This is a genomic window from Erythrobacter sp. S227, assembly GCF_057364925.1.
Genome location: NZ_CP200280.1, coordinates 639,016 through 657,790 on the forward strand (window position 1 = coordinate 639,016; position 18,775 = coordinate 657,790).

General features: G+C 56.7%; 20 protein-coding genes and 1 tRNA gene. 13 read left to right on the forward strand and 8 right to left on the reverse strand.

The window, feature by feature from the left end; genetic code table 11:
* Positions 1-16 precede the first annotated feature (16 nt).
* Complete coding sequence (locus tag AC0V6Q_RS03010) at positions 17-2,053, forward strand: ATP-binding protein (protein ID WP_486166947.1); 2,037 nt, start codon at positions 17-19, stop codon at positions 2,051-2,053.
* Positions 2,054-2,148: 95 nt separating this feature from the next.
* Here the strand turns inward: AC0V6Q_RS03010 and AC0V6Q_RS03015 are convergent, their stop codons facing one another.
* From AC0V6Q_RS03015 to AC0V6Q_RS03030, 4 genes are read right to left on the reverse strand one after another with little or no spacing between them, the layout of a single operon-like run.
* Entirely contained in the window at positions 2,149-3,066 is a 918-nt protein-coding gene (locus tag AC0V6Q_RS03015; RefSeq protein WP_486166948.1) for a phosphotransferase-like protein, read from the reverse strand.
* Positions 3,063-3,845, reverse strand: a complete 783-nt coding sequence (locus tag AC0V6Q_RS03020; protein WP_486166949.1) for a cyclase family protein — start codon at positions 3,843-3,845, stop codon at positions 3,063-3,065. The genes AC0V6Q_RS03015 and AC0V6Q_RS03020 overlap by 4 nt, the downstream gene beginning before the upstream one ends.
* On the reverse strand, positions 3,842-4,972 hold the full coding sequence (gene aroB / locus AC0V6Q_RS03025) for a 3-dehydroquinate synthase (protein WP_486166950.1): 1,131 nt from the start codon (positions 4,970-4,972) through the stop codon (positions 3,842-3,844). Before aroB ends, AC0V6Q_RS03020 begins: the two co-directional genes overlap by 4 nt.
* Positions 4,963-5,529 (reverse strand): shikimate kinase, encoded by a 567-nt coding sequence (locus AC0V6Q_RS03030; RefSeq protein WP_486166951.1) that lies wholly within the window; start codon positions 5,527-5,529, stop codon positions 4,963-4,965. The genes aroB and AC0V6Q_RS03030 overlap by 10 nt, the downstream gene beginning before the upstream one ends.
* A gap of 129 nt (positions 5,530-5,658) precedes the next feature.
* Between AC0V6Q_RS03030 and AC0V6Q_RS03035 the strand changes: the two genes are divergently transcribed.
* The 5 genes from AC0V6Q_RS03035 to AC0V6Q_RS03055 all read left to right on the forward strand — a co-directional run bounded on the left by AC0V6Q_RS03035 (position 5,659) and on the right by AC0V6Q_RS03055 (position 11,202).
* The gene (locus tag AC0V6Q_RS03035) at positions 5,659-5,883 is read left to right on the forward strand and encodes a hypothetical protein (RefSeq protein ID WP_486166952.1); all 225 of its coding nucleotides are present in this window, start codon (positions 5,659-5,661) and stop codon (positions 5,881-5,883) included.
* Positions 5,880-7,772 (forward strand): hypothetical protein, encoded by a 1,893-nt coding sequence (locus AC0V6Q_RS03040; RefSeq protein WP_486166953.1) that lies wholly within the window; start codon positions 5,880-5,882, stop codon positions 7,770-7,772. Before AC0V6Q_RS03035 ends, AC0V6Q_RS03040 begins: the two co-directional genes overlap by 4 nt.
* Before the next feature lie 8 nt (positions 7,773-7,780).
* Entirely contained in the window at positions 7,781-8,668 is an 888-nt protein-coding gene (locus AC0V6Q_RS03045; RefSeq protein WP_486166954.1) for a tyrosine recombinase, read from the forward strand.
* Positions 8,669-8,678: 10 nt separating this feature from the next.
* Positions 8,679-9,623 (forward strand): acetyl-CoA carboxylase carboxyltransferase subunit alpha, encoded by a 945-nt coding sequence (locus AC0V6Q_RS03050; protein WP_486166955.1) that lies wholly within the window; start codon positions 8,679-8,681, stop codon positions 9,621-9,623.
* Positions 9,624-9,726: 103 nt separating this feature from the next.
* Complete coding sequence (locus tag AC0V6Q_RS03055; protein ID WP_486166956.1) at positions 9,727-11,202, forward strand: M48 family metalloprotease; 1,476 nt, start codon at positions 9,727-9,729, stop codon at positions 11,200-11,202.
* Positions 11,203-11,315: 113 nt separating this feature from the next.
* Here the strand turns inward: AC0V6Q_RS03055 and AC0V6Q_RS03060 are convergent, their stop codons facing one another.
* Together AC0V6Q_RS03060 and AC0V6Q_RS03065 are read right to left on the reverse strand one after the other, a co-directional pair.
* Positions 11,316-11,495: a Flp family type IVb pilin gene (locus AC0V6Q_RS03060; RefSeq protein ID WP_486166957.1), complete on the reverse strand. Its 180-nt coding sequence runs from the start codon at positions 11,493-11,495 to the stop codon at positions 11,316-11,318.
* A gap of 134 nt (positions 11,496-11,629) precedes the next feature.
* Positions 11,630-11,815 (reverse strand): Flp family type IVb pilin, encoded by a 186-nt coding sequence (locus AC0V6Q_RS03065; protein ID WP_486166958.1) that lies wholly within the window; start codon positions 11,813-11,815, stop codon positions 11,630-11,632.
* A 97-nt stretch (positions 11,816-11,912) separates the two neighbouring features.
* On the opposite strand from AC0V6Q_RS03065, the gene AC0V6Q_RS03070 reads away from it, so the two are divergent.
* The 5 genes from AC0V6Q_RS03070 (at position 11,913) to AC0V6Q_RS03090 (ending at position 14,500) form a co-directional block, all read left to right on the forward strand.
* On the forward strand, positions 11,913-12,326 hold the full coding sequence (locus AC0V6Q_RS03070) for an NUDIX domain-containing protein (RefSeq protein ID WP_486166959.1): 414 nt from the start codon (positions 11,913-11,915) through the stop codon (positions 12,324-12,326).
* Positions 12,327-12,394: 68 nt separating this feature from the next.
* Positions 12,395-12,471 (forward strand) — tRNA-Arg (locus AC0V6Q_RS03075).
* 136 nt (positions 12,472-12,607) lie between these two features.
* Positions 12,608-13,099 carry a hemerythrin domain-containing protein gene (locus AC0V6Q_RS03080; protein ID WP_486166960.1) on the forward strand — a complete coding sequence of 164 codons (492 nt, stop codon included), beginning with the start codon at positions 12,608-12,610 and terminating at the stop codon, positions 13,097-13,099.
* 317 nt (positions 13,100-13,416) lie between these two features.
* The gene (folE, locus tag AC0V6Q_RS03085; protein ID WP_486166961.1) at positions 13,417-14,040 is read left to right on the forward strand and encodes a GTP cyclohydrolase I FolE; all 624 of its coding nucleotides are present in this window, start codon (positions 13,417-13,419) and stop codon (positions 14,038-14,040) included.
* A gap of 31 nt (positions 14,041-14,071) precedes the next feature.
* Positions 14,072-14,500: a PaaI family thioesterase gene (locus AC0V6Q_RS03090; RefSeq protein ID WP_486166962.1), complete on the forward strand. Its 429-nt coding sequence runs from the start codon at positions 14,072-14,074 to the stop codon at positions 14,498-14,500.
* Between the two features lie 37 nt (positions 14,501-14,537).
* Here AC0V6Q_RS03090 and AC0V6Q_RS03095 read toward each other — a convergent pair whose 3' ends face one another.
* Positions 14,538-15,638 carry a serine hydrolase domain-containing protein gene (locus AC0V6Q_RS03095; RefSeq protein WP_486166963.1) on the reverse strand — a complete coding sequence of 367 codons (1,101 nt, stop codon included), beginning with the start codon at positions 15,636-15,638 and terminating at the stop codon, positions 14,538-14,540.
* A 133-nt stretch (positions 15,639-15,771) separates the two neighbouring features.
* On the reverse strand, positions 15,772-16,251 hold the full coding sequence (locus AC0V6Q_RS03100) for a redoxin family protein (RefSeq protein ID WP_486169237.1): 480 nt from the start codon (positions 16,249-16,251) through the stop codon (positions 15,772-15,774).
* A 226-nt stretch (positions 16,252-16,477) separates the two neighbouring features.
* Between AC0V6Q_RS03100 and AC0V6Q_RS03105 the strand changes: the two genes are divergently transcribed.
* Positions 16,478-17,053 carry an S-adenosyl-L-homocysteine hydrolase gene (locus AC0V6Q_RS03105; RefSeq protein ID WP_486166964.1) on the forward strand — a complete coding sequence of 192 codons (576 nt, stop codon included), beginning with the start codon at positions 16,478-16,480 and terminating at the stop codon, positions 17,051-17,053.
* Between the two features lie 215 nt (positions 17,054-17,268).
* Positions 17,269-18,687: an adenosylhomocysteinase gene (gene ahcY, locus AC0V6Q_RS03110; protein ID WP_486166965.1), complete on the forward strand. Its 1,419-nt coding sequence runs from the start codon at positions 17,269-17,271 to the stop codon at positions 18,685-18,687.
* The last annotated feature ends 88 nt before the right edge of the window (positions 18,688-18,775 follow it).

Consider the following 18,775-nt stretch of genomic DNA (forward strand, 5'->3'; position numbering starts at 1 on the left):
CCGTTACGGGGCAGAGATGTTTTCAAAGATTTTGGTAGCCAATCGCGGCGAGATTGCATGTCGTGTATTTCAGACCGCGCGCAAAATGGGGATTGCGACTGTTGCGGTCTATTCTGACGCGGATCGCAATGCGCCGTTTGTGCGTATGGCCGATGAGGCGGTGCACATTGGCGCATCGCCTGCGGCAGAAAGCTATCTGATCCCGGAAAAAATCATCGCGGCGTGCAAGGAAACGGGCGCTGAGGCGGTGCATCCGGGCTATGGCTTCCTTTCCGAGCGCGCGAGCTTCGTTGAGGCATTGGAGGCCGAAAACATCGCCTTTATCGGCCCGCCAGCAGGCGCGATTGCGGCGATGGGCGATAAGATTGAATCGAAGAAACTTGCGAAAGAAGCGGGCGTCAATGTGGTGCCCGGCTTTGTTGGCGAGATCCGCGACACAGATCATGCGGTCGAGATTTCGGACGACATTGGCTATCCCGTAATGATGAAGGCTTCCGCGGGCGGCGGGGGCAAGGGGATGCGTCTGGCGTATTCAGAAATGGACGTGCGCGAAGGCTTTGAGGCGACAAAGCGTGAGGGGCTCAACTCTTTTGGTGATGACCGTGTTTTCATTGAGAAATTCATCGAGAACCCACGCCATATCGAAATCCAGATTCTGGGCGATAAGCACGGCAACATCCTCTATCTGAACGAGCGCGAATGCTCGATCCAGCGGCGTCACCAGAAGGTGGTCGAAGAGGCTCCTTCGCCCTTCGTCACCGAGAAAATGCGCAAAGCCATGGGCGAGCAATGCGTCGCGTTGTCCAGAGCGGTTGACTACCATTCTGCTGGCACGGTCGAACTGATCGTATCGGGCGCGGATAAGACAGGGGAGAGCTTCTACTTCCTCGAAATGAATACTCGCCTTCAGGTGGAGCATCCTGTCACCGAAGCGATCACCGGCGTTGATCTGGTTGAGCAGATGATCCGCGTGGCTGCTGGTGAAAAGCTCGAGCTGACGCAGGACGATATTGGCATTGATGGCTGGTCGATTGAAAACCGCGTTTATGCCGAAGACCCTTATCGCGGATTCCTGCCTTCAACGGGTCGATTGATCGAATATTCGCCTTCGGTTGAAGGATGGACCGATGATGGCGAAGTCGCTGGCAAACCGCGTCGCGGGGTCACCCGTGGCAATGGTTCGATCCGCGTGGACGACGGCGTCTTTGAAGGCGGCGAGGTCTCAATGTTCTACGACCCAATGATTGCGAAGCTGATCACTTGGGCACCCACCCGCGAAGAAGCCGCTGACCTTCAGATTGAGGCGCTTGATAGCTTCCGCATCAAAGGCCTTGGCCACAACGTCGATTTCCTCTCGGCAATCATGCAGCACGAGCGCTTCCGCTCAGGAGAGCTCACCACCGGCTTCATCGCCGAGGAATATCCCGAGGGCTTCGAGGGCGCGCCTGCAAGCGGGGCGCATCTTCGCCAGTTGGCGGCATTGTTCGCAGGAGCCGAGTTCGACACTCAAGTGCGCGCAGGCAGAATCACAGGTCAATTGAACGGGAGGGACAATCCACCTTCCAATTGGATGGTCAAAATCGGCTCACAAAGCTTTGACGTAACTCTCGAAGAGGGCGGCGCAACCGTTAATGGGCATCGCCTTAATGGCACATGGGATTGGCGCGTGGGTGAAACCTTTGCGAATGTCACTGGTGACAATGAAATGGTTATTCAGGTGGAGCGCGAGGGCGTGCGTTGGCGCATCACCACACGCGGTGCGAGCCACGAAGCGCTCGTCTTGCCCGCAAGGCTCACGGCCCACGAAGGGCATATGATCGAGAAAGAGCCGCCTGATCTTTCCAAGATGCTCATCTGTCCGATGCCGGGCATGCTGGTGAAATTGCACGTTTCCGAAGGCGAGACGGTTCAGCCAGGACAGCCGCTTGCAACGGTCGAGGCGATGAAGATGGAGAACATCCTTCGCGCCGAAAAAGAGGCCGTGATTGCCAAGGTGAATGCCGAAGAAGGCGAAAGCCTTGCCGTCGATGCAGTAATTCTTGAGCTGGAATAGTCTCTTAGCCTCTCCCGCGCCCAGTCTTCATCCCTTGTTCTGAACTGACAGATCATGATGGGACGCGGTAATATTTGTCCTCTTTGTGTTTCGATTTAGATCAATTGGTGCCCTTTTACACAGATATGCTGGCCCCTTTGGCCCGATTGCTTGATTATTCGATATCCGAATCGGATATTGTTGGTGCAATGGTTTATGGGGGCCAAGTCGTGGCGAAAAAAGGTACAGGATATTTCGACCGTAAGGGCCATTTTTTCAAATCGGCTCGAGAGGCAACCGCTAGCGATATCGCAGGTTTGCTTGGTCAGATTGGCGATGGTGAGAGCCTTGCGCCCGGTATTGCACAAACGCTTTTGGAAAAGCGCGCCGAAATCGAGCGGCTTTTTGCCGAGCATGATGCGATGATGGAAGGCGAAGTCGCGCAGGACACTTCGGGGAAAGTGACCAAACTTCCGCGTTCTGCCGGCTGAGGACATATTTTCCAGCACTTCGCGCGCCAATGCATCGGGTGTCTGCGCATGGGTATTCACCGCCAGATCGTATTTGATACCGTCGTGCAATCGTGACGACTGTTCGCGAGCTAAACCGGTGAGCCTATCGCCACGTTCGCGTTCACGGCGCTCGAGTTCGGGCAGCGGAGCATCGACTTTCACAACCAGGCATGATGCACCAAGGCGGCTGCGGTAATCCTCGATTTGCGCTCTTTCGGCGACTTCATCCACGATGACATTGAAGCCCGCGTTTGCCATTTGCTGAACCAATTGGCGCATCTGGCCCAGCAAGCTTTCTCCGCTTGGGCCGTTGCTGATGCGCGGCAGGTCATCACCGTCATGACTGGTTTGAGTGACAGGAAACCACTCGCGATCAAATTCGCGCCCGTCGGGCAACATGGCGACAAAGGAGTCCATGGCAACGTGAAGCCAGATATCGGCTGCATATTTCTGGATCGCCTTGGCGAGCGTGGTTTTCCCGGCGCTGCTCACTCCATTCAGGACTATGACCTGCCCGTTCATAGCGTGCTCTCATCCTCCACCATAGCAACCGCGCGGATCCATCCCGCGCTCGCTCGTTCAATCTTCACAGGGAAGCAGCTGAAGGTGAAGCCGTGGGAAGGCAGGCTGTCCAGATTGGTCAGCTTTTCGATCTGGTAATAGGGGCGGATACGGCCCGCCTTGTGGCCTTCCCAGATGATTTCGGGATCGCGCGTTTCGGCCCAGCGTTTTGCAGTGTGGCTAAAGGGCGCATCCCAGCTCCATGCATCGGTGCCCACCACCTCAACTCCGCGCTCGGTCAGCCATAAAGTGGCCTGCGCGCCCAACCCTACGCCTTGGTCGGTGAAGTTGTCAGTCCCGTACACCGCGCCTGATTGTATCAGAACAATATCAAGGGGTTGGAGGTCATAGTTGATCTTGATAAATGCCTCTTCAAGTTCAACTGCGCTTACCACATGGCCGTGCGGGAGATGCGAGAAATCGAGCTTCACTCCGGGGCGCAAAAACCTGTCGAGCGGCGCTTCATCGATGCTGGGCGCAAGGGTCGCACCTTCATCGGTTGTCGAGTGATAATGCCACGGCGCGTCCATATGGGTGCCGTTGTGCGTGGACAGTTCCAGCATCTCCACCGCCCAACCTTCGCCATCAGGCAGGTCCTCTTTCTGAAGACCGGGGAAGAACATCGCGATCTGCTCCCACGTATCCTCATGGGTCATGTAAGTGACCTTGGGGCGCATGACCTCTGGATCGGAAATCACATCATTCGTGATGGGGATCGAGAGGTCGATGAAGCGAGTCATGCCAGTTCCTCATCCAGAAACGCTGCGACATCGGAAAGCTCTACATCGCGAGCCATATACGCCTCACCAAGACCTTTGAGCAGGAGGAAGGGAAGGGTGCCTGATCCTTCCATTTTCTTGTCGTGGCGCATGTGGTCGACAAGGCGCGAGCCATCGCATGAAAGGCCAAGATCACGGACTTGGGCAGGCAGCCCGCTTGCCCCGATTGCGATAGCGGCCCGGCTCGCATCCTGTCCGGTGATATCCCCGCGCCGTGCCGAGAATTTCGCGGCCAGCACCATTCCAAGCGCTACGGCTTCCCCGTGAAGCAGTTGGTGGGAAAATCCGGTTTCCGCTTCCAGTGCATGGCCGAATGTATGCCCGAGATTGAGCAACGCGCGCACACCGGATGTTTCGCGTTCGTCCTCTGCGACGATGCGAGCTTTTGCGCGGATGCTTGTCGCGATGGCGTGCTGGAGTGGCCCCTCTTGGCGCGCAAGGACACCGGCACCGTTTGCCTCCAGCCAATCGAAAAACTCCGGGTCTCCCAGAAGGCCATATTTTATGACTTCGGCATAGCCTGCGCGCATTTCGCGGTCTGGAAGGGTGGTGAGCGTGTCCATATCGGCAAGAACCAGTGAAGGCTGGTGAAACGCACCGATCATGTTTTTGCCAGCAGACGTGTTGATCGCGGTCTTGCCGCCAACCGAACTATCGACTTGGGACAGCAAGGTCGTTGGCAATTGTACAAATCCGCAACCACGTTTGAGGATCGCCGATGCAAAGCCGACAAGGTCGCCAACAACCCCGCCGCCAAGCGCAAAGATATAATCCGAACGCGTCACCCCAAGGGCAAGCAGCCAATTGGTGAGCTCTTCCAGCCCGCTCCAGCTTTTCGACGCTTCGCCAGAGGGCACGTCGTACCAGACAGCCTCATATCCTGCCTTTGCCAGCGATGCTTCGATCCGTGCGCCGTGATGCTCTCTTGCATTGATGTCCGATACAATAGGCACAGGACGCGCCGTGTAGGATGCAAGGAACGGCTCTGCCAGAACAGCGATCTGGTCGAGCAGGCCTGCGCCTACAATGACGTCATAAGATCGTCCGCCCAATTCAACTCGAATGGTTTCAGCTCGGGTCACAGCCATCTATCAATTGCCTCAAGGATTGCTCTGGCTGTTTCTGCGTGGGGAGCATTTTCGCTCTCCACCCGGATTTGAGCCTGAGAATAAAAGGGTTCGCGGTTCTCGTGGAGCCGCGTCAAAATCTCTTTGGGATCACCATTGCGAAGCAGGGGGCGCGTGTTGCGACGCGATGTGCGCTCCACCAAAATATCTATATCGGTGTCGATCCAAACGGCGATTGCTTTTTCAAGAATGAGCGAGCGTGTTTCAGAATCTACGAATGCGCCGCCTCCTGTGGCGATAACCCCACTGCTTTCCTCGATAAGGCGCCCGATGACGCGTCGCTCGCCATCGCGAAAGTAGGCCTCGCCAAATTCCTCGAATATTTCCGCGATAGAGCGCTGGGCCGCTTTTTCGATCTCGTCATCTGCATCGACAAAGTCGCGCCCCAATGCCTCGGCAAGCCTGCGCCCGACGGTCGACTTGCCTACTCCCATCAAACCCACCAGGACAATCGGGTGTTTGATGCGCGCAGCTATCCGGGCAATTTCGCCCTCGTCCATCGCAAGGTGATCACTCATCACGTATTCAAGTTTCCCCGCTCCTGTTTCGGCGTCTGTGACGGCGTTTCGATTTTTCGTGTTTCCTGTGGGCCTAGACTTGGGGTAAGCCCTGCGCAATATGCCAAGAATTACAATTCAGCCATTTCGATGAAGCATCCAGTCCAATCCCATCCGCGTCTTGAAAAACAGAAGTTCCCCCTTCCTCAGGCGAAGGGACGCTCAAAACTGCGCTTCGCGTTTTACGCGGTCGGTGCGCTGTTTGTGGTTTTGACGCTTGCGTATATCGATGGCGGTGAAGAGCCTCTGCACAAAATTGTGCACCCGATTGTGCAATCGGTCCCGTCTTCGACTGCATTGGAGCATCAATCGTGACAGGTTGGAAATCAGGAGTTGCTGCGCTTGCGATTGCGGGCGCTTTGGGCGGAGCATTGGCAAGCGGGTTTGCGATTGCACAAGACGCACCCGAATCGCTTCTTCCACCCGGATTTGACGATCCCGCGCCTACTCCAACGCCGGCTCCGCAACCGACTGCCGCGCCGCCGGTTGCGCCTCCTTCGGGCCCGTCGACTGCACCAGGCAGCAGACCATCTGCGCCGACCGCGCCAAATCCGGGCACCCTGCCTGGCAATGTGCCCAATGTGCCGCAGCTTTCTACTGAAGAACGGTCGCGATTGCCCAGCCTTGAGGAGTTGGAAGAGCTTTCAACCGACGAGCTCGACGATCTTCTCGGGCTGAAGCCCCAATACGATATTCCGCCTGCCGCTCGGCGGTCATTGGCCCGTGTCGGTGTGTTGGCCCCGTCTGAAGGGGGCATGGCAACAAATTCATTGGCGAAACAGCCAGAGCCGCTGGTGCGAGCGATACTGGCGGGCACCAAGGGACCGCTGGTGTCGCGCTGGGGCCACATACTGGTACGCCGCGCTTTGGCCAGTCGTCTTGAGACGCCCGAGGGCATGAACCCGGTGGAATTCGCTGCGCTTAGGGCAGGGGTGCTCAATTCGATTGGCGAGTTTACTGTTGCAAGGGCTCTGGTTCAGGACATCGATACAGGCAATTGGAACGAGGCGCTGACCACGGAGGCGATAACCGCTTACATCGGGGCAAGCGATGTCGTGGGCGCGTGTCCTGCCGTACGCTTGGGCGGTTCGGATACAGAAGATCCGCAACGCGTCATGCTCTCTGCGATCTGTAACGCCTATGCGGGTGAAGGTGCGCTTGCATCTCGCCAATTGAACACGGCGCAAAACGAGGAAATCGCTCCTGAAATCGACCTGCTGCTGGCTCAGCGATACGCAGGGGCCGCCGGTCGTGGTCGCGGTGGAACGACGGTTGACTGGGAAGGCGTTGAAGGGATCACGCCATGGCAATTCAGCCTTGCCAAAGCCGTCGGTGAGACAATTCCCGCGCCTATTCTTGATGCCGCTTTGGAAAGCCGCTCCGGCTCTTATTACAAGCTCGCCGGGGCAGCGGCGTCTGCCATACCTTTGGCCGAGCGTGTCCCGTACGCCGAATTTGCCGCCACGCGCGGAGTGTTTTCGGCAAACGCGCTGGTGGGCATCTACAGCGAGCTTTACAACAACGAAGGCGTCGGCGGCGATGCTGCACAGCGCGCCGCGCGCCTGAGGGAAGCCTATGTCGCACTTGATCCCACTGCGCGGATTACCGCCATGCGCGGGCTTTGGGGAGAGGGAAGCACCGGTTTTGCCGGTCAGATCCTCACCGCATATGCCGCCGCGCGTATCCCGCCAGCAACTGAAAATCTGGACGACGCACCGCAACTCATCGGATCAATGCTAACCGCGGGACTTGACCGCGATGCAATGGCCTGGAGTGCCTTTGTCGAAGAGGGCTCGCTCAGCTGGGGTCTTCTGGCTCTTGCCGATCCGGGTGCAAGCCAGGCCAGTATCGCGGGCGTGGACGGGTTCCTCAGCAATGATGAAAGCGAAGAATTGCGAAAGTCGGCATTTCTGATCGCGGGACTTGGCGGACTTGGCCGTTTGCCGGGCGACGATGTTAGCGGTTACGGGGCCCAGGTCGGTGTCGATTTTAATCGCCAGACGCGCTGGACCCGCATGATTGATCGCGCCGCCGAAGTGGATAACAAAGCCATGGTTGCGCTGCTTGCCGGTCTGGGGATGCAAGGGGAAAGCTGGAGCCAGATGACTCCGGTGCATCTTTATCACCTCGTTTCTGCGATGAACAAGGTTGGCCTTGACGCAGAGGCCCGCATGATCGCCGCAGAGGCGGTCGCGCGCGGGTAACCTGGCCCATGTCGGCTTCGACACGGGATTTTCTCGATATGCTCGCCGCAGAGCGTGGCGCTTCGGCAAACACTCTTGCCGCCTACACCCGCGATCTGGATGGAGCGGAGGAACTGCTCGGCGATCTTGCCAAAGCGCCGCGAACCTCTGTTGCCAAACTGGCAGGCGCGTGGAGCGATCTTGCACCTTCAACCATTGCGCGAAAGACATCTGCGCTAAGGCAGTTTTTCGGATTTGCGATTGAAGAGGGATGGCGGGAGGATGATCCGTCCGGCGCGCTCCCCAAGCCGCGCACACGCCGCCCGCTTCCCAAAGTGATGAACCATGAGGCGGTCGATGCTCTGTTCAAACGCGCCGAAATGGAGGCAGGAAGCGGAAAACCGGCTGCGATACGCGATTTGGCCCTGCTTGAATTGCTGTATGGCTCGGGCCTTCGGGCAACCGAGCTGGTGAGCCTGCCGTTGAGCGCAGTACCGCGTGATGCGCCACTCTTGACGGTCATGGGCAAGGGCGGACACGCGCGCATGGTGCCAGTGAGCGAGAGAGCGAAAGAGGTGCTTTCTGCCTGGCTTACCGTTCGCCCAAAGGAGCCTGCGTCGCGGTTTTTGTTTCCATCAAGGGGTGGAAAGCCGCTGAGCCGGGTGCGCCTTTTCCAGCTTTTAAAAGAGCTTGCGGCGCGCGCCGATCTTGACCCAAAGGGGATTTCGCCGCACGTCCTACGCCATGCATTTGCGACCCACCTTCTCGAAGGGGGCGCTGACCTGCGTGTTTTGCAAACGCTTCTTGGCCATGCCGATATCGCAACCACACAAATCTACACCCATGTCGATGCTGCGCGGCTCGTCGAGTTGGTAAACTCGCGCCACCCTCTTGCCCAGAAGCGCGCGAAGCACTAGCGCAAAACCCATGATTTCTTATCTCGAATTTGAAAAGCCGGTTGCAAGTCTGGAACTGCGCATCAAGGAAATGCGTTCGCTGGAAAGCGATGACGGCGTTGATGTGGCATCCGAGATCGAGCGTCTCGAGGTCAAAAGCGGCGAACTGCTCGCATCCACCTACGCCTCGCTCACCCCTTGGCAAAAGACCCAAGTGGCCCGCCACCCGCAGCGCCCGCATTTTCGCGATTATATCGAACACGCCTTCACCGATTTTATGCCCTTGGGCGGCGATCGCAATTTCGGCGATGACGAAGCGATCATGGGCGGTTTTGCCAAGCTTGATGGCAGGCGCGTGGTCGTTATCGGGCATGAAAAAGGTCACGACACCCAGACCCGGATCAAGCACAATTTCGGCATGGGCAAACCAGAGGGTTATCGCAAAGCGATCCGTTTGATGGAGCTTGCGGGGCGCTTTGGCCTTCCGGTTGTGACTTTGGTTGATACCTCGGGTGCATTCCCGGGGATCGAGGCCGAAGAGCGCGGACAGGCAGAGGCAATTGCCCGCTCAACCGAGGCATGCCTCGCGCTGCCCACTCCGATGGTTTCGGTCATCGTGGGTGAGGGCGGTTCGGGCGGCGCCGTTGCGCTCGCCAGCGCCGAGCGGGTCCTTATGCTTGAACACGCTGTCTATTCGGTGATTTCGCCGGAAGGTTGCGCCTCGATCCTGTGGCGTACATCCGAAAAGGCAGCCGATGCTGCGCAAGCGATGAAGATCACGGCCCAGCACCTCAAGAAGCTTGGCGTGATTGACCGTATCGTTAAGGAGCCCGTCGGCGGTGCGCACCGTGATCCCCAAGGGATGGCGACAACTCTTGGTAAGATCATCGGCGAAGAGCTTGATAAGCTTGGCAAGATGGACAGCGCGGGGATTCTGGCACTGCGCGAAAAACGCTTCCTCGATCTGGGCGGCTAAACGCCCCGGATATCAGGCAATCCAGGCCGGCAGGGCTTGCTCGCAAGGTATATTTCCCGTTAACAATGGTCCCAAGGGGTTATTGGAAAGCGGGAGATATCAGATGGCGAAAATAAAGCGCACGATCGGGATGGTAGGGTCAGCGACCTTAGCGCTCGCTTTGACCGGATGCATGGGCGGGGGCGCAATTCCCTCTGCGTCCACCCCGATCACCACCACAGAAGCGCAGCAGGGGGCTGAATACCACCCGCAATTGCTGAACCAGTTTGGCGGGGCCATGACTGGCTCTCAGGCACAATATGTCGAGCAAGTGGGCAAGAATATCGCGGTTCACTCAGGTCTCGGCAATGCGCGCGAGACATTTACCGTCAGCCTTCTCAATTCTCCGGTGAACAACGCTTTTGCGGTGCCCGGCGGTTATATCTACACCACGCGGCAGCTCGTCACTCTCATGAACAATGAGGCCGAACTTGCTGCGGTGATGGGGCATGAGGTTGGCCACGTGGCCGCTCGCCATTCGCAGCGCCGCCAGCGTACGGCGCAACGCAACCAGATCGGCGGCGTCCTGGGCGCGGTTCTATCGGGCGTGTTGCTGGGCGATAGCTCGATCGGAGACGCAGTTTCCCGGACTTTCCTTCAAGGATCGCAGCTTCTTACGCTAAGCTTTTCACGCTCTCAGGAAACGCAGGCCGATGATCTGGGTATCCAGTATCTGACGAGCGCCGGATACGATCCGCGCGCGATGGGGACCGTTCTGGCAAGTCTGGCTGCGCAAAATTCGCTCGATGCAAGGCTACAGGGGCGCAATGCAAGCGTGCCTGAATGGGCATCGACCCACCCCGAACCTGCAAGCCGGGTTCAACGCGCGCTTTCTGCGTCTCAAGGACTGCCGGGAACTGTCACGAATCGCGACACTTTCCTCTCGCGAATCGATGGCCTCATCTATGGCGATGATCCCGCGCAAGGCATGATCGAAGGAAGCCGGTTTATTCACCCTGAGCTGCGCCTGAGTTTCACCGCGCCGCAGGGCTTTTACATGGTCAATTCATCGCGCGCGGTCAGTATCAATGGTCAAGGCGGGCAGGGGCAGCTGACCCTTGCAAGCTATTCGGGCGACCTTTCGACCTATGTGAGGCAGCAATTTGCTGCACTTGGCGGAGAGAATAGTAGCCTCGAACCGCAATCATTGCAGCGCACTACGGTCAATGGACTCTCCGCTGTTTACGGGCAGGCGCGCGTCAACAATGGCAATTCCCAGGTTGATGTGACGGTGTTTGCCTATGAATTTGCCCGCGATCGGGCTTATCACTTTGCGACGATCACACCTGCTGGCAGTGCGAATCCGTTTGGATCCATGTTCCAATCGATGCGGCGAATCACCGCATCAGAGGCAAGCCAGGTGGTTCCGCGGCGTTTGGACGTTGTAACCGTCCAGCGCGGCGATACTATTTCGGGACTTGCGCGGCGAATGGCCTATGAGAACGGGCAAGAGGAACGCTTCCGCGTGCTCAATGGTCTTGGCCAAGTGGATACCCTGCGCGCTGGGCAAAAGGTGAAGCTGGTCGTGCGCTCCCGTTAGCTTGCAGGGAAGCCCGTTCGCGGGTTCTGACAATTCAAATTTACTGCAGACAAAAGAAAAGCGGCGGGGAAAATCCCCGCCGCTCTCTTTTTAAACCTAACGGTTTAACTGACTTAGTTAGCGTCCAGTGGAGCCTGCATGTCAGTTTGAACTTCGTTGAAGGTGTTGGTGAGCGTGCCACCAAGTGCGCCCATGGCGGTGATCGCAGCAACAGCGATAAGAGCAGCGATAAGGCCGTACTCAATTGCAGTTGCGCCAGCTTCGTCACGTGCGAGTTTGTTGATGAAAGTCATTTGTAGTCTCCTGGTTTTGGTCTTCGGTACCCGTGTCCGCCTTGTTCCGGACGATCCGGAACCTCTTGGACGATCAGAGGTCTAAACGATGAGCAATTGAGAAATTCCTAATGCGGAACCTTTCAATTTGGTTACTAGTTGCTCATTGCCTCCACTGAGCGATCTCTCACCATGGTCCATGTTTCATCGGTTACCTGGGCAACGCCCTGTAATGATGCAATCATAGCCACCACGATCAAGCTCGCGATCAGAGCGTACTCCACGGCTGTGGCCCCAGAATTGTCGTTCCCAATGTGCTTAAGGAAGGTCGTCAATTTCATGATGTCACCCGTGTTTACGTTCCTGACCTGATGAAAAATCGTCCAAACCCATTAAGAAAAGACTAATGAGAGAGCCGAAAGTGGAAAATAATCCGACATGACCAACGCTCCCCTCTGGGTAGTCGCCGGTGCATTGGCAGGGTCCGATGGGCGCTGGCTGATGCATTGCAGGCCCCTTGAAAAGGCGCACGGCGGTCTATGGGAGTTTCCCGGTGGTAAGGTGGAAGGCGCTGAGATTCCCTTAGAATCTCTACAGCGCGAATTACACGAGGAGCTTGGCATCATTGTCCAGTCGACCGATTGCACGCCTGCTTTCTTCGCCGATGAAACGCGCACATCCGGCAAACGGCCGATTGTCATAATGCTTTACACAATCACCAATTGGGTTGGTTTGCCGCAGGCGTTGGAAGGCGGGAAGGTGGCCTGGTTTAGGCCAGATGAGATTATGCAGCTGGAAAAACCCCCGCATGACGAGCGATTGGCGGCTCAATTGTTCGAAAAACGAAAATAGAGCGCAATTTTGCGCGAATGAGGGATTGCCATTCCGCTCACACCCACTTATGTGCCGCACCTCAATGCGCGCCAGTAGCTCAGCTGGATAGAGTACCTGACTACGAATCAGGCGGCCGGAGGTTCGAATCCTTCCTGGCGCGCCAAAAAGACCCATCCCTTGAAAAAGGGGTGGGTCTTTTTGGTTTCGGGCTTCGTCTGCTGTGATCCCGATCAATTCGGAACGATCGCGCCCGATACTGTTTGTTTAGATACACCCTAACACAATTCCATGGAGCTATCATGAGTGACCAAGCCGTCATCCTCACCCGCATTGAACAAGACCACGACCGTCAGCGCGATCTGTTGGATCGTATCGCCAAAACGCAAGGTGACAGCGTGGAACGCCGTGAGCTTTTCGAAGAATTGACCAAAGAACTGAAAAGCCATGCTGCCGCAGAGGAACAGTCGCTCTATTCTGAAATGATTGCCGAGCCTGACGCTAATGACGAGACCCGCCATTCGGTCGCTGAGCACCAGGAGATCGACGAGATGCTGAACGATCTTGCGGCTACCGATATGAGCTCACCGGGCTGGCTACAGAAATTCAAGCAATTCGATCATCGCTATCGTCACCATATCAATGAAGAAGAGGAAGATCACTTTCCAGACTTCGAGAAGCTGATCGACGACGAACGCGATGCGAAGATGACCGAAGTCTTCGACGAACGCAAAGAGGCCGAAAAAGCCGAAGCGAAGATCACGCCTGTGTCGGCCGACGATGCCAAGGAATAAGGATACAGCCTAGAACCTGAGAGGAGAGCCGTCCGCGATAGGGGCGTCCTCCTCGCGCCATTTGCAAAGCTCTGACTGACGCCTTCGTTCATGGTAATCGCGTGCAATTTGGGAATACTTCCCTATATTGCCGTTCGGGGCGGCCTATGGCGGCTGCAATCAAACCATTTGCTCACCAGTTGCAAACTTTGCACGGAACTATTTGAGCATGCAGCGATTTTTACCCTTGGGATCACGAAAGGAAGTATAACGGACCATCACCGGGTTCGCTTGCTTGCCATGAATATGCCGTCTTGCGGCAACAGAAAGGTAATGCGATGAATAATATGTACAGCCACTCGCATGGCGAATTTGACCCGGATAATCCGTTGAACAAACCTGACGTTCCCGAAGATGTACAAGACGCCATCCGCACTTTGCTGCGCTGGGCCGGCGATGATCCGGACCGCGAAGGCCTTTTGGACACGCCAAAGCGGGTAGGGCGCGCATGGCTTGAATATTGCCGCGGCAATCAGGAGGACCCATCGATCCACCTGGCGCGCATCTTTGAAGAAGTTGGCGGCTATGAAGAGATCGTTCTTCTCAAGGACATTCCGTTCCAGTCGCACTGCGAACACCACATGGCCCCGATCACCGGCAAGGCGCATATCGCGTATCTGCCCGACAAGAAGGTCGTAGGTATTTCGAAACTTGCCCGCGTGCTCCACGGCTATGCCAACCGCCTTCAGGTGCAAGAGCGCCTGACCGCCGAGGTTGCCGACTGTATCTGGAACAACCTTGAGCCGCGTGGTGTCGCCGTTGTGATTGAGGCAGAGCATGGTTGTATGACCGGACGCGGTGTCAAAGTGCACGAGGTCGAAATGCTGACCAGCCGCATGATGGGCTGTTTCCTCGATGATCCGGCAAGCCGCAAGGAAGTGCTCAGCCTTATGGGCTTTTGAGCTCGCGCCAATTTATCGCTAAAGGGCGGGAATGGCAAAGCTCAAACCCGTCCTGACCGCGGACCAATTGGTCGACTTTTTTATCGAGGCATTTCCCGGGCAAGACCGGTCTGCTCACGACTTTGTCGAGATCAAATCCGGCTTTCTGCGGCTGCGCAATTCAGCCGAGCACGCGATGCTGCGTCCGGGCGGGATTATATCCGGCCCAACGCAAATGGCAGTGGCGGACCGCGCGGCCTATGCAGTGATCCTTGCGCATATCGGGATTGTTCCCATGGCCGTAACCAGCAATCTCAACATGAGCTTTCTGCGAGGCGTCGAGGCACGCGACTTTTTTGCCGATGCACATCTGATCAAGCTTGGCCGACGATTGGCGACGGTCGATGTGCGGCTTTGGCAGGATGACGAGAGCACCGTGTTGGCGCAGTCAACCGTCACCTACGCACTTCCGGGGCAGTAGCGATCTGGAGCAGCTGGGGTTTAATGCCGTCCCTTTGCTAAGGGCGAATGTTCTGTATGACCCATTGTTGAACCTGTGCAGCGGGTGCTCCGCCTGCACTGACTAAGGCGATGATCGCTTTGTCTTGCGCCTCTGAAAGGGCCGCTATTGCGGTGAAGGCTCCGGTCCCGCCAATATGAAAGCTGATCTCAGTCTCCCCCATTTGCGTTTTGCCCCAACCAAGCGGCTCGTCCGATGAAGCCAAGCGCCCGTGCAGTTCTTGCGCACTGTCTTGCGTTAGAGCCTTGCCCGCGCCCTGGAGCGCGCACAGGTGTTCCTGCACATACTGCGCATAATCTGCGAGCGTCACAGAGACATAACCTGCACCCTGAAGAAAGGTGGGAATAGGCGGCTCATCCTCAAGATAGGGGGTTATCTCTCCCTCTGAGACATAGTGACCGACCAATCCATTGGGCGACAGCTTTCGTGGTTCACCGACCGCTGCCATGAAGCCAAATAGCTTGAAGACGTGGGACTGCAAAAGCCCTTCCAACTCCATCCCCGACACACGTTCCAGCAGGCTTGCCGCGATGACGTAGCCAGCGTTGGAATAAGTGACTGTTTCACCGGGCACATTTTCCAAAGACTGCGACAAGAAGAACTCTGTCGCGTTCAGCCGGATTGCTTGCGGTGTGGTTCCTTCTGACGGGACTTGCGATAGCGCATCGCCGCTATCAAAAGCGGGCAATCCGCTGGTGTGCGACAACAATTGGCGAAGGGTAATCATAGCTTTATCGGGGTGGCGTTCCGCCATTTCGGGCCAGCCTACTGAAAGTGGTGCATCAAGCGACAGGAGGCCCTGTTTCTCAAGCTGGATCGCCGCCACCGCCAGCATGCTCTTAGCGTTAGAGCCAATGTTGAAAATCGCCTCTTTACCAACCTTTTGATCGCTCGCGCTGGATCGGAAGCCCGAGATGCCAAAATCGACAGTCTGACACGAGATTTGCGCTAAACCGACTGCTGGCGCTCCGTCCGAGCGCAAGAGCTCTGCCTGCGCAGATAGGTCAGGGGTCGGGACGTCTGGTTGCTGTGCCGAGACGCCTATAGCGCAGCCAGCGGCAAGCACTGCAAATCCAATGGGAAGGACTACACGTCTCATTTGAGTCTCCGCAAAAGCCAAAAAATTGATCTTGTGGGATGCCCAAAAAGAGCTGTCCCCGAGCGCTCAATTGAGCACACGGGGACAGAATTAAACGTGAATGGGATGAAGAGCCGATGCGGCTCGACAAGAATTACATCTGGCCAAGCATATGCTCTGCGCTGGACACTTTGAAGTCGCCTGGCTCTTCGACGTTGAGCTGTGTGACGGTGCCGTCTTCGATCACCATCGAGAAACGCTGACCGCGCTTGCCCATGCCAAAGCCTGAGCCGTCCATCGTGAGGCCAACAGCTTCGACAAATTCGCCATTGCCATCGGCCAGCATGGTGATGTCGCTGGACCCTGCGGCTTCGTTCCATGCGCCCATAACGAACGCATCGTTGACCGCGGTGCCGACGATTTCATCGACGCCTTGCGCTTTCAGGTCTGCCGCTTTTTCAACAAATCCGGGAAGGTGCTTTGCCGAGCAGGTCGGGGTGAATGCGCCTGGTACGGAAAAAAGCGCGACTTTCTTTCCTGCAAAATACTCCGATGCTTTGACCGGCTGTGGACCTTCCGGGGTCGCTTTCACCATGTTCACTTCGGGAACTTTATCGCCAACTGAAATAGTCATCATTGTCTCCATCGGGGTCTAAGGACTCGCACCTAGATGCGCTGCGCGTCCGGATTTCTCAACCGATATAGGCGCAATCAGCGGCTCGACAACGTTGGAATTTTCGTGGGTTTTGATGGGGTAGCTTGGTTTACTTTCCTTAACTCCACATCTTGAACACCGGGTAAACTCATCAAGCGACCTTTTGGCGCGTGGTGGAACACACATGCCTTTGGGGACTGAGACTATGAAACAGCAGAAAAACCGTTCGGATACGGGCTTTCGGCTCGCTGCAAAATCGGCCGGCATGGTGATCGCAATTGCGCTTGGATCGGCAGCGATCACAGCGCCTGCTCATGCCGACAACGGATTTGACGAAGCACATTCGCTTCGCAGCCTCGACATTATGCTCATGGTGACATCATTGCGCTGTCGCTTGGGCCCGAATGACTTTCAGCGCGATTACCACCAATTCTCTGCGACCCATTCCACGCTCCTGAATGCTGCGGGCCGGACGTTGCGGCACAGTTTTGCTGCGAGCTATGGAGATCCAGACCCGGCACGCGCGCTTGACCGGATGGGGGTCAGGATTGCCAATTCCTATGGCGATGGTCACCCTTGGCTGTCGTGTGCCGAATTGAAGCAAGAGGTCCGCGAGCTGTCGCAAAGCCTCGAGGCAGGCCACCTTGCCCTTAAGGCGCGCTATCTGCTGAGCGCCGAGCGACCGCCAATAGGGCGAGGGCAGGGCCCTCAAATGGCGCAAGCAAGGTCTCAAGCCAGGATCGCCTACAATATGACGGCCGATTGGGAGAAGCGGCCGTGATCCGGCCTTGATCCGGCCCTGATCCGAGCTGAAGGCTGGAAGACTGATTTCGTCATACTGCGGTAAGGGCATATCAAGATATAAAGAAAACTTTATGTTCTGATTGCCCATGGGGTTCAAGGCGGCTATGAGCGCGCCCAGTATTTATGACGCGGCATGTTTGTTGACCTGCGTCGACCCAAACAACACGCCCATCAGATTTTAGGAGATGGTCCATGGCCACCGCAGCTCACACCCACGAATATGTGATCAAGGATATCGCGCTTGCCCAATATGGCCGCGACGAGATCGCTATTGCTGAAACCGAAATGCCGGGCCTTATGGCTCTGCGTGAAGAGTATGGCGCGGCCCAACCTTTGAAGGGCGCGCGCATCACCGGTTCGCTTCATATGACGATCCAGACCGCTGTTCTGATCGAGACGCTTGTGGCTTTGGGTGCAGACGTGCGCTGGGCAACTTGCAACATTTTCTCCACCCAAGATCACGCCGCTGCTGCGATTGCGGATCAGGGCATTCCCGTGTTCGCGATCAAGGGCGAAACGCTGGCGGATTATTGGGACTATGTTGGTCGTATCTTCGATTGGTCGACCGATGCTGATCCCGATCTCACTGCTAACATCATTCTCGATGATGGCGGCGATGCGACCATGTTTGCGCTGTGGGGTGCAAGGCTGGAAGCGGGCGAAGAAATGCCTGCGCCTGCCAATGCCGAGGAAATCGAATTCCAACGCGCTCTTAAAGCTTATGTGAAGGCAAAGCCTGGCTACCTCACGAAGAGCGTCCAGATCATCAAAGGCGTCTCGGAAGAGACCACGACGGGCGTCATGCGCCTCTACCAGATCGCGAAGCAGGGCAAGCTCCCGTTCCCGGCAATCAACGTCAATGACAGCGTGACCAAGTCGAAGTTCGATAACCTTTACGGCTGTAAAGAGAGCCTCGTTGACGCCATCCGCCGTGCAACCGACGTGATGCTGGCGGGTAAAGTCGCTTGTGTCGCTGGATATGGCGATGTGGGCAAAGGTTCGGCAGCCTCCCTTCGTGACGGCGGCGCGCGCGTTATGGTCACTGAGATTGACCCTATCTGTGCGCTTCAGGCCGCAATGGACGGCTATGAAGTTGTCTCCATGGAAGAGGCGACCAAGCGTGCCGATATCTTCGTGACCGCCACCGGCAACGAAGATGTGATCACCGGCGAGCACATGAAGAACATGAAAAACATGGCGATCGTGTGCAACATCGGCCACTTCGACAGCGAAATCCAGATCTCCGCGCTCGACAATTACGACTGGAAAGAGATCAAGGAAGGCACCGACATGGTCACCTTCCCCGAAGGCAAGAGCCTACTGATCCTTGCCAAAGGGCGCCTTGTGAACCTTGGTTGTGCAACCGGCCACCCGTCATTCGTGATGAGCGCAAGCTTCACCAACCAGGTGCTTGCCCAGATCGAACTCTACACCAAGTCGGACGAGTATCAGAACGATGTCTACGTTCTGCCCAAGCATCTCGACGAGAAAGTGGCTGCGCTTCACCTTGAGAAGCTGGGCGTGCAACTCACCCAGTTGAGTCAGACCCAGGCGGACTACATCGGCGTGCCCAAAGAGGGACCGTTCAAGCCGGATCATTACCGTTATTGATCGGCTTTGGGCGTAATTGCCTGAAGAAATACAGCCCCCGGACGCTCTCAGGCACTCGGCCTGTGGGTTTCCGGGGGTTTTTGCATCA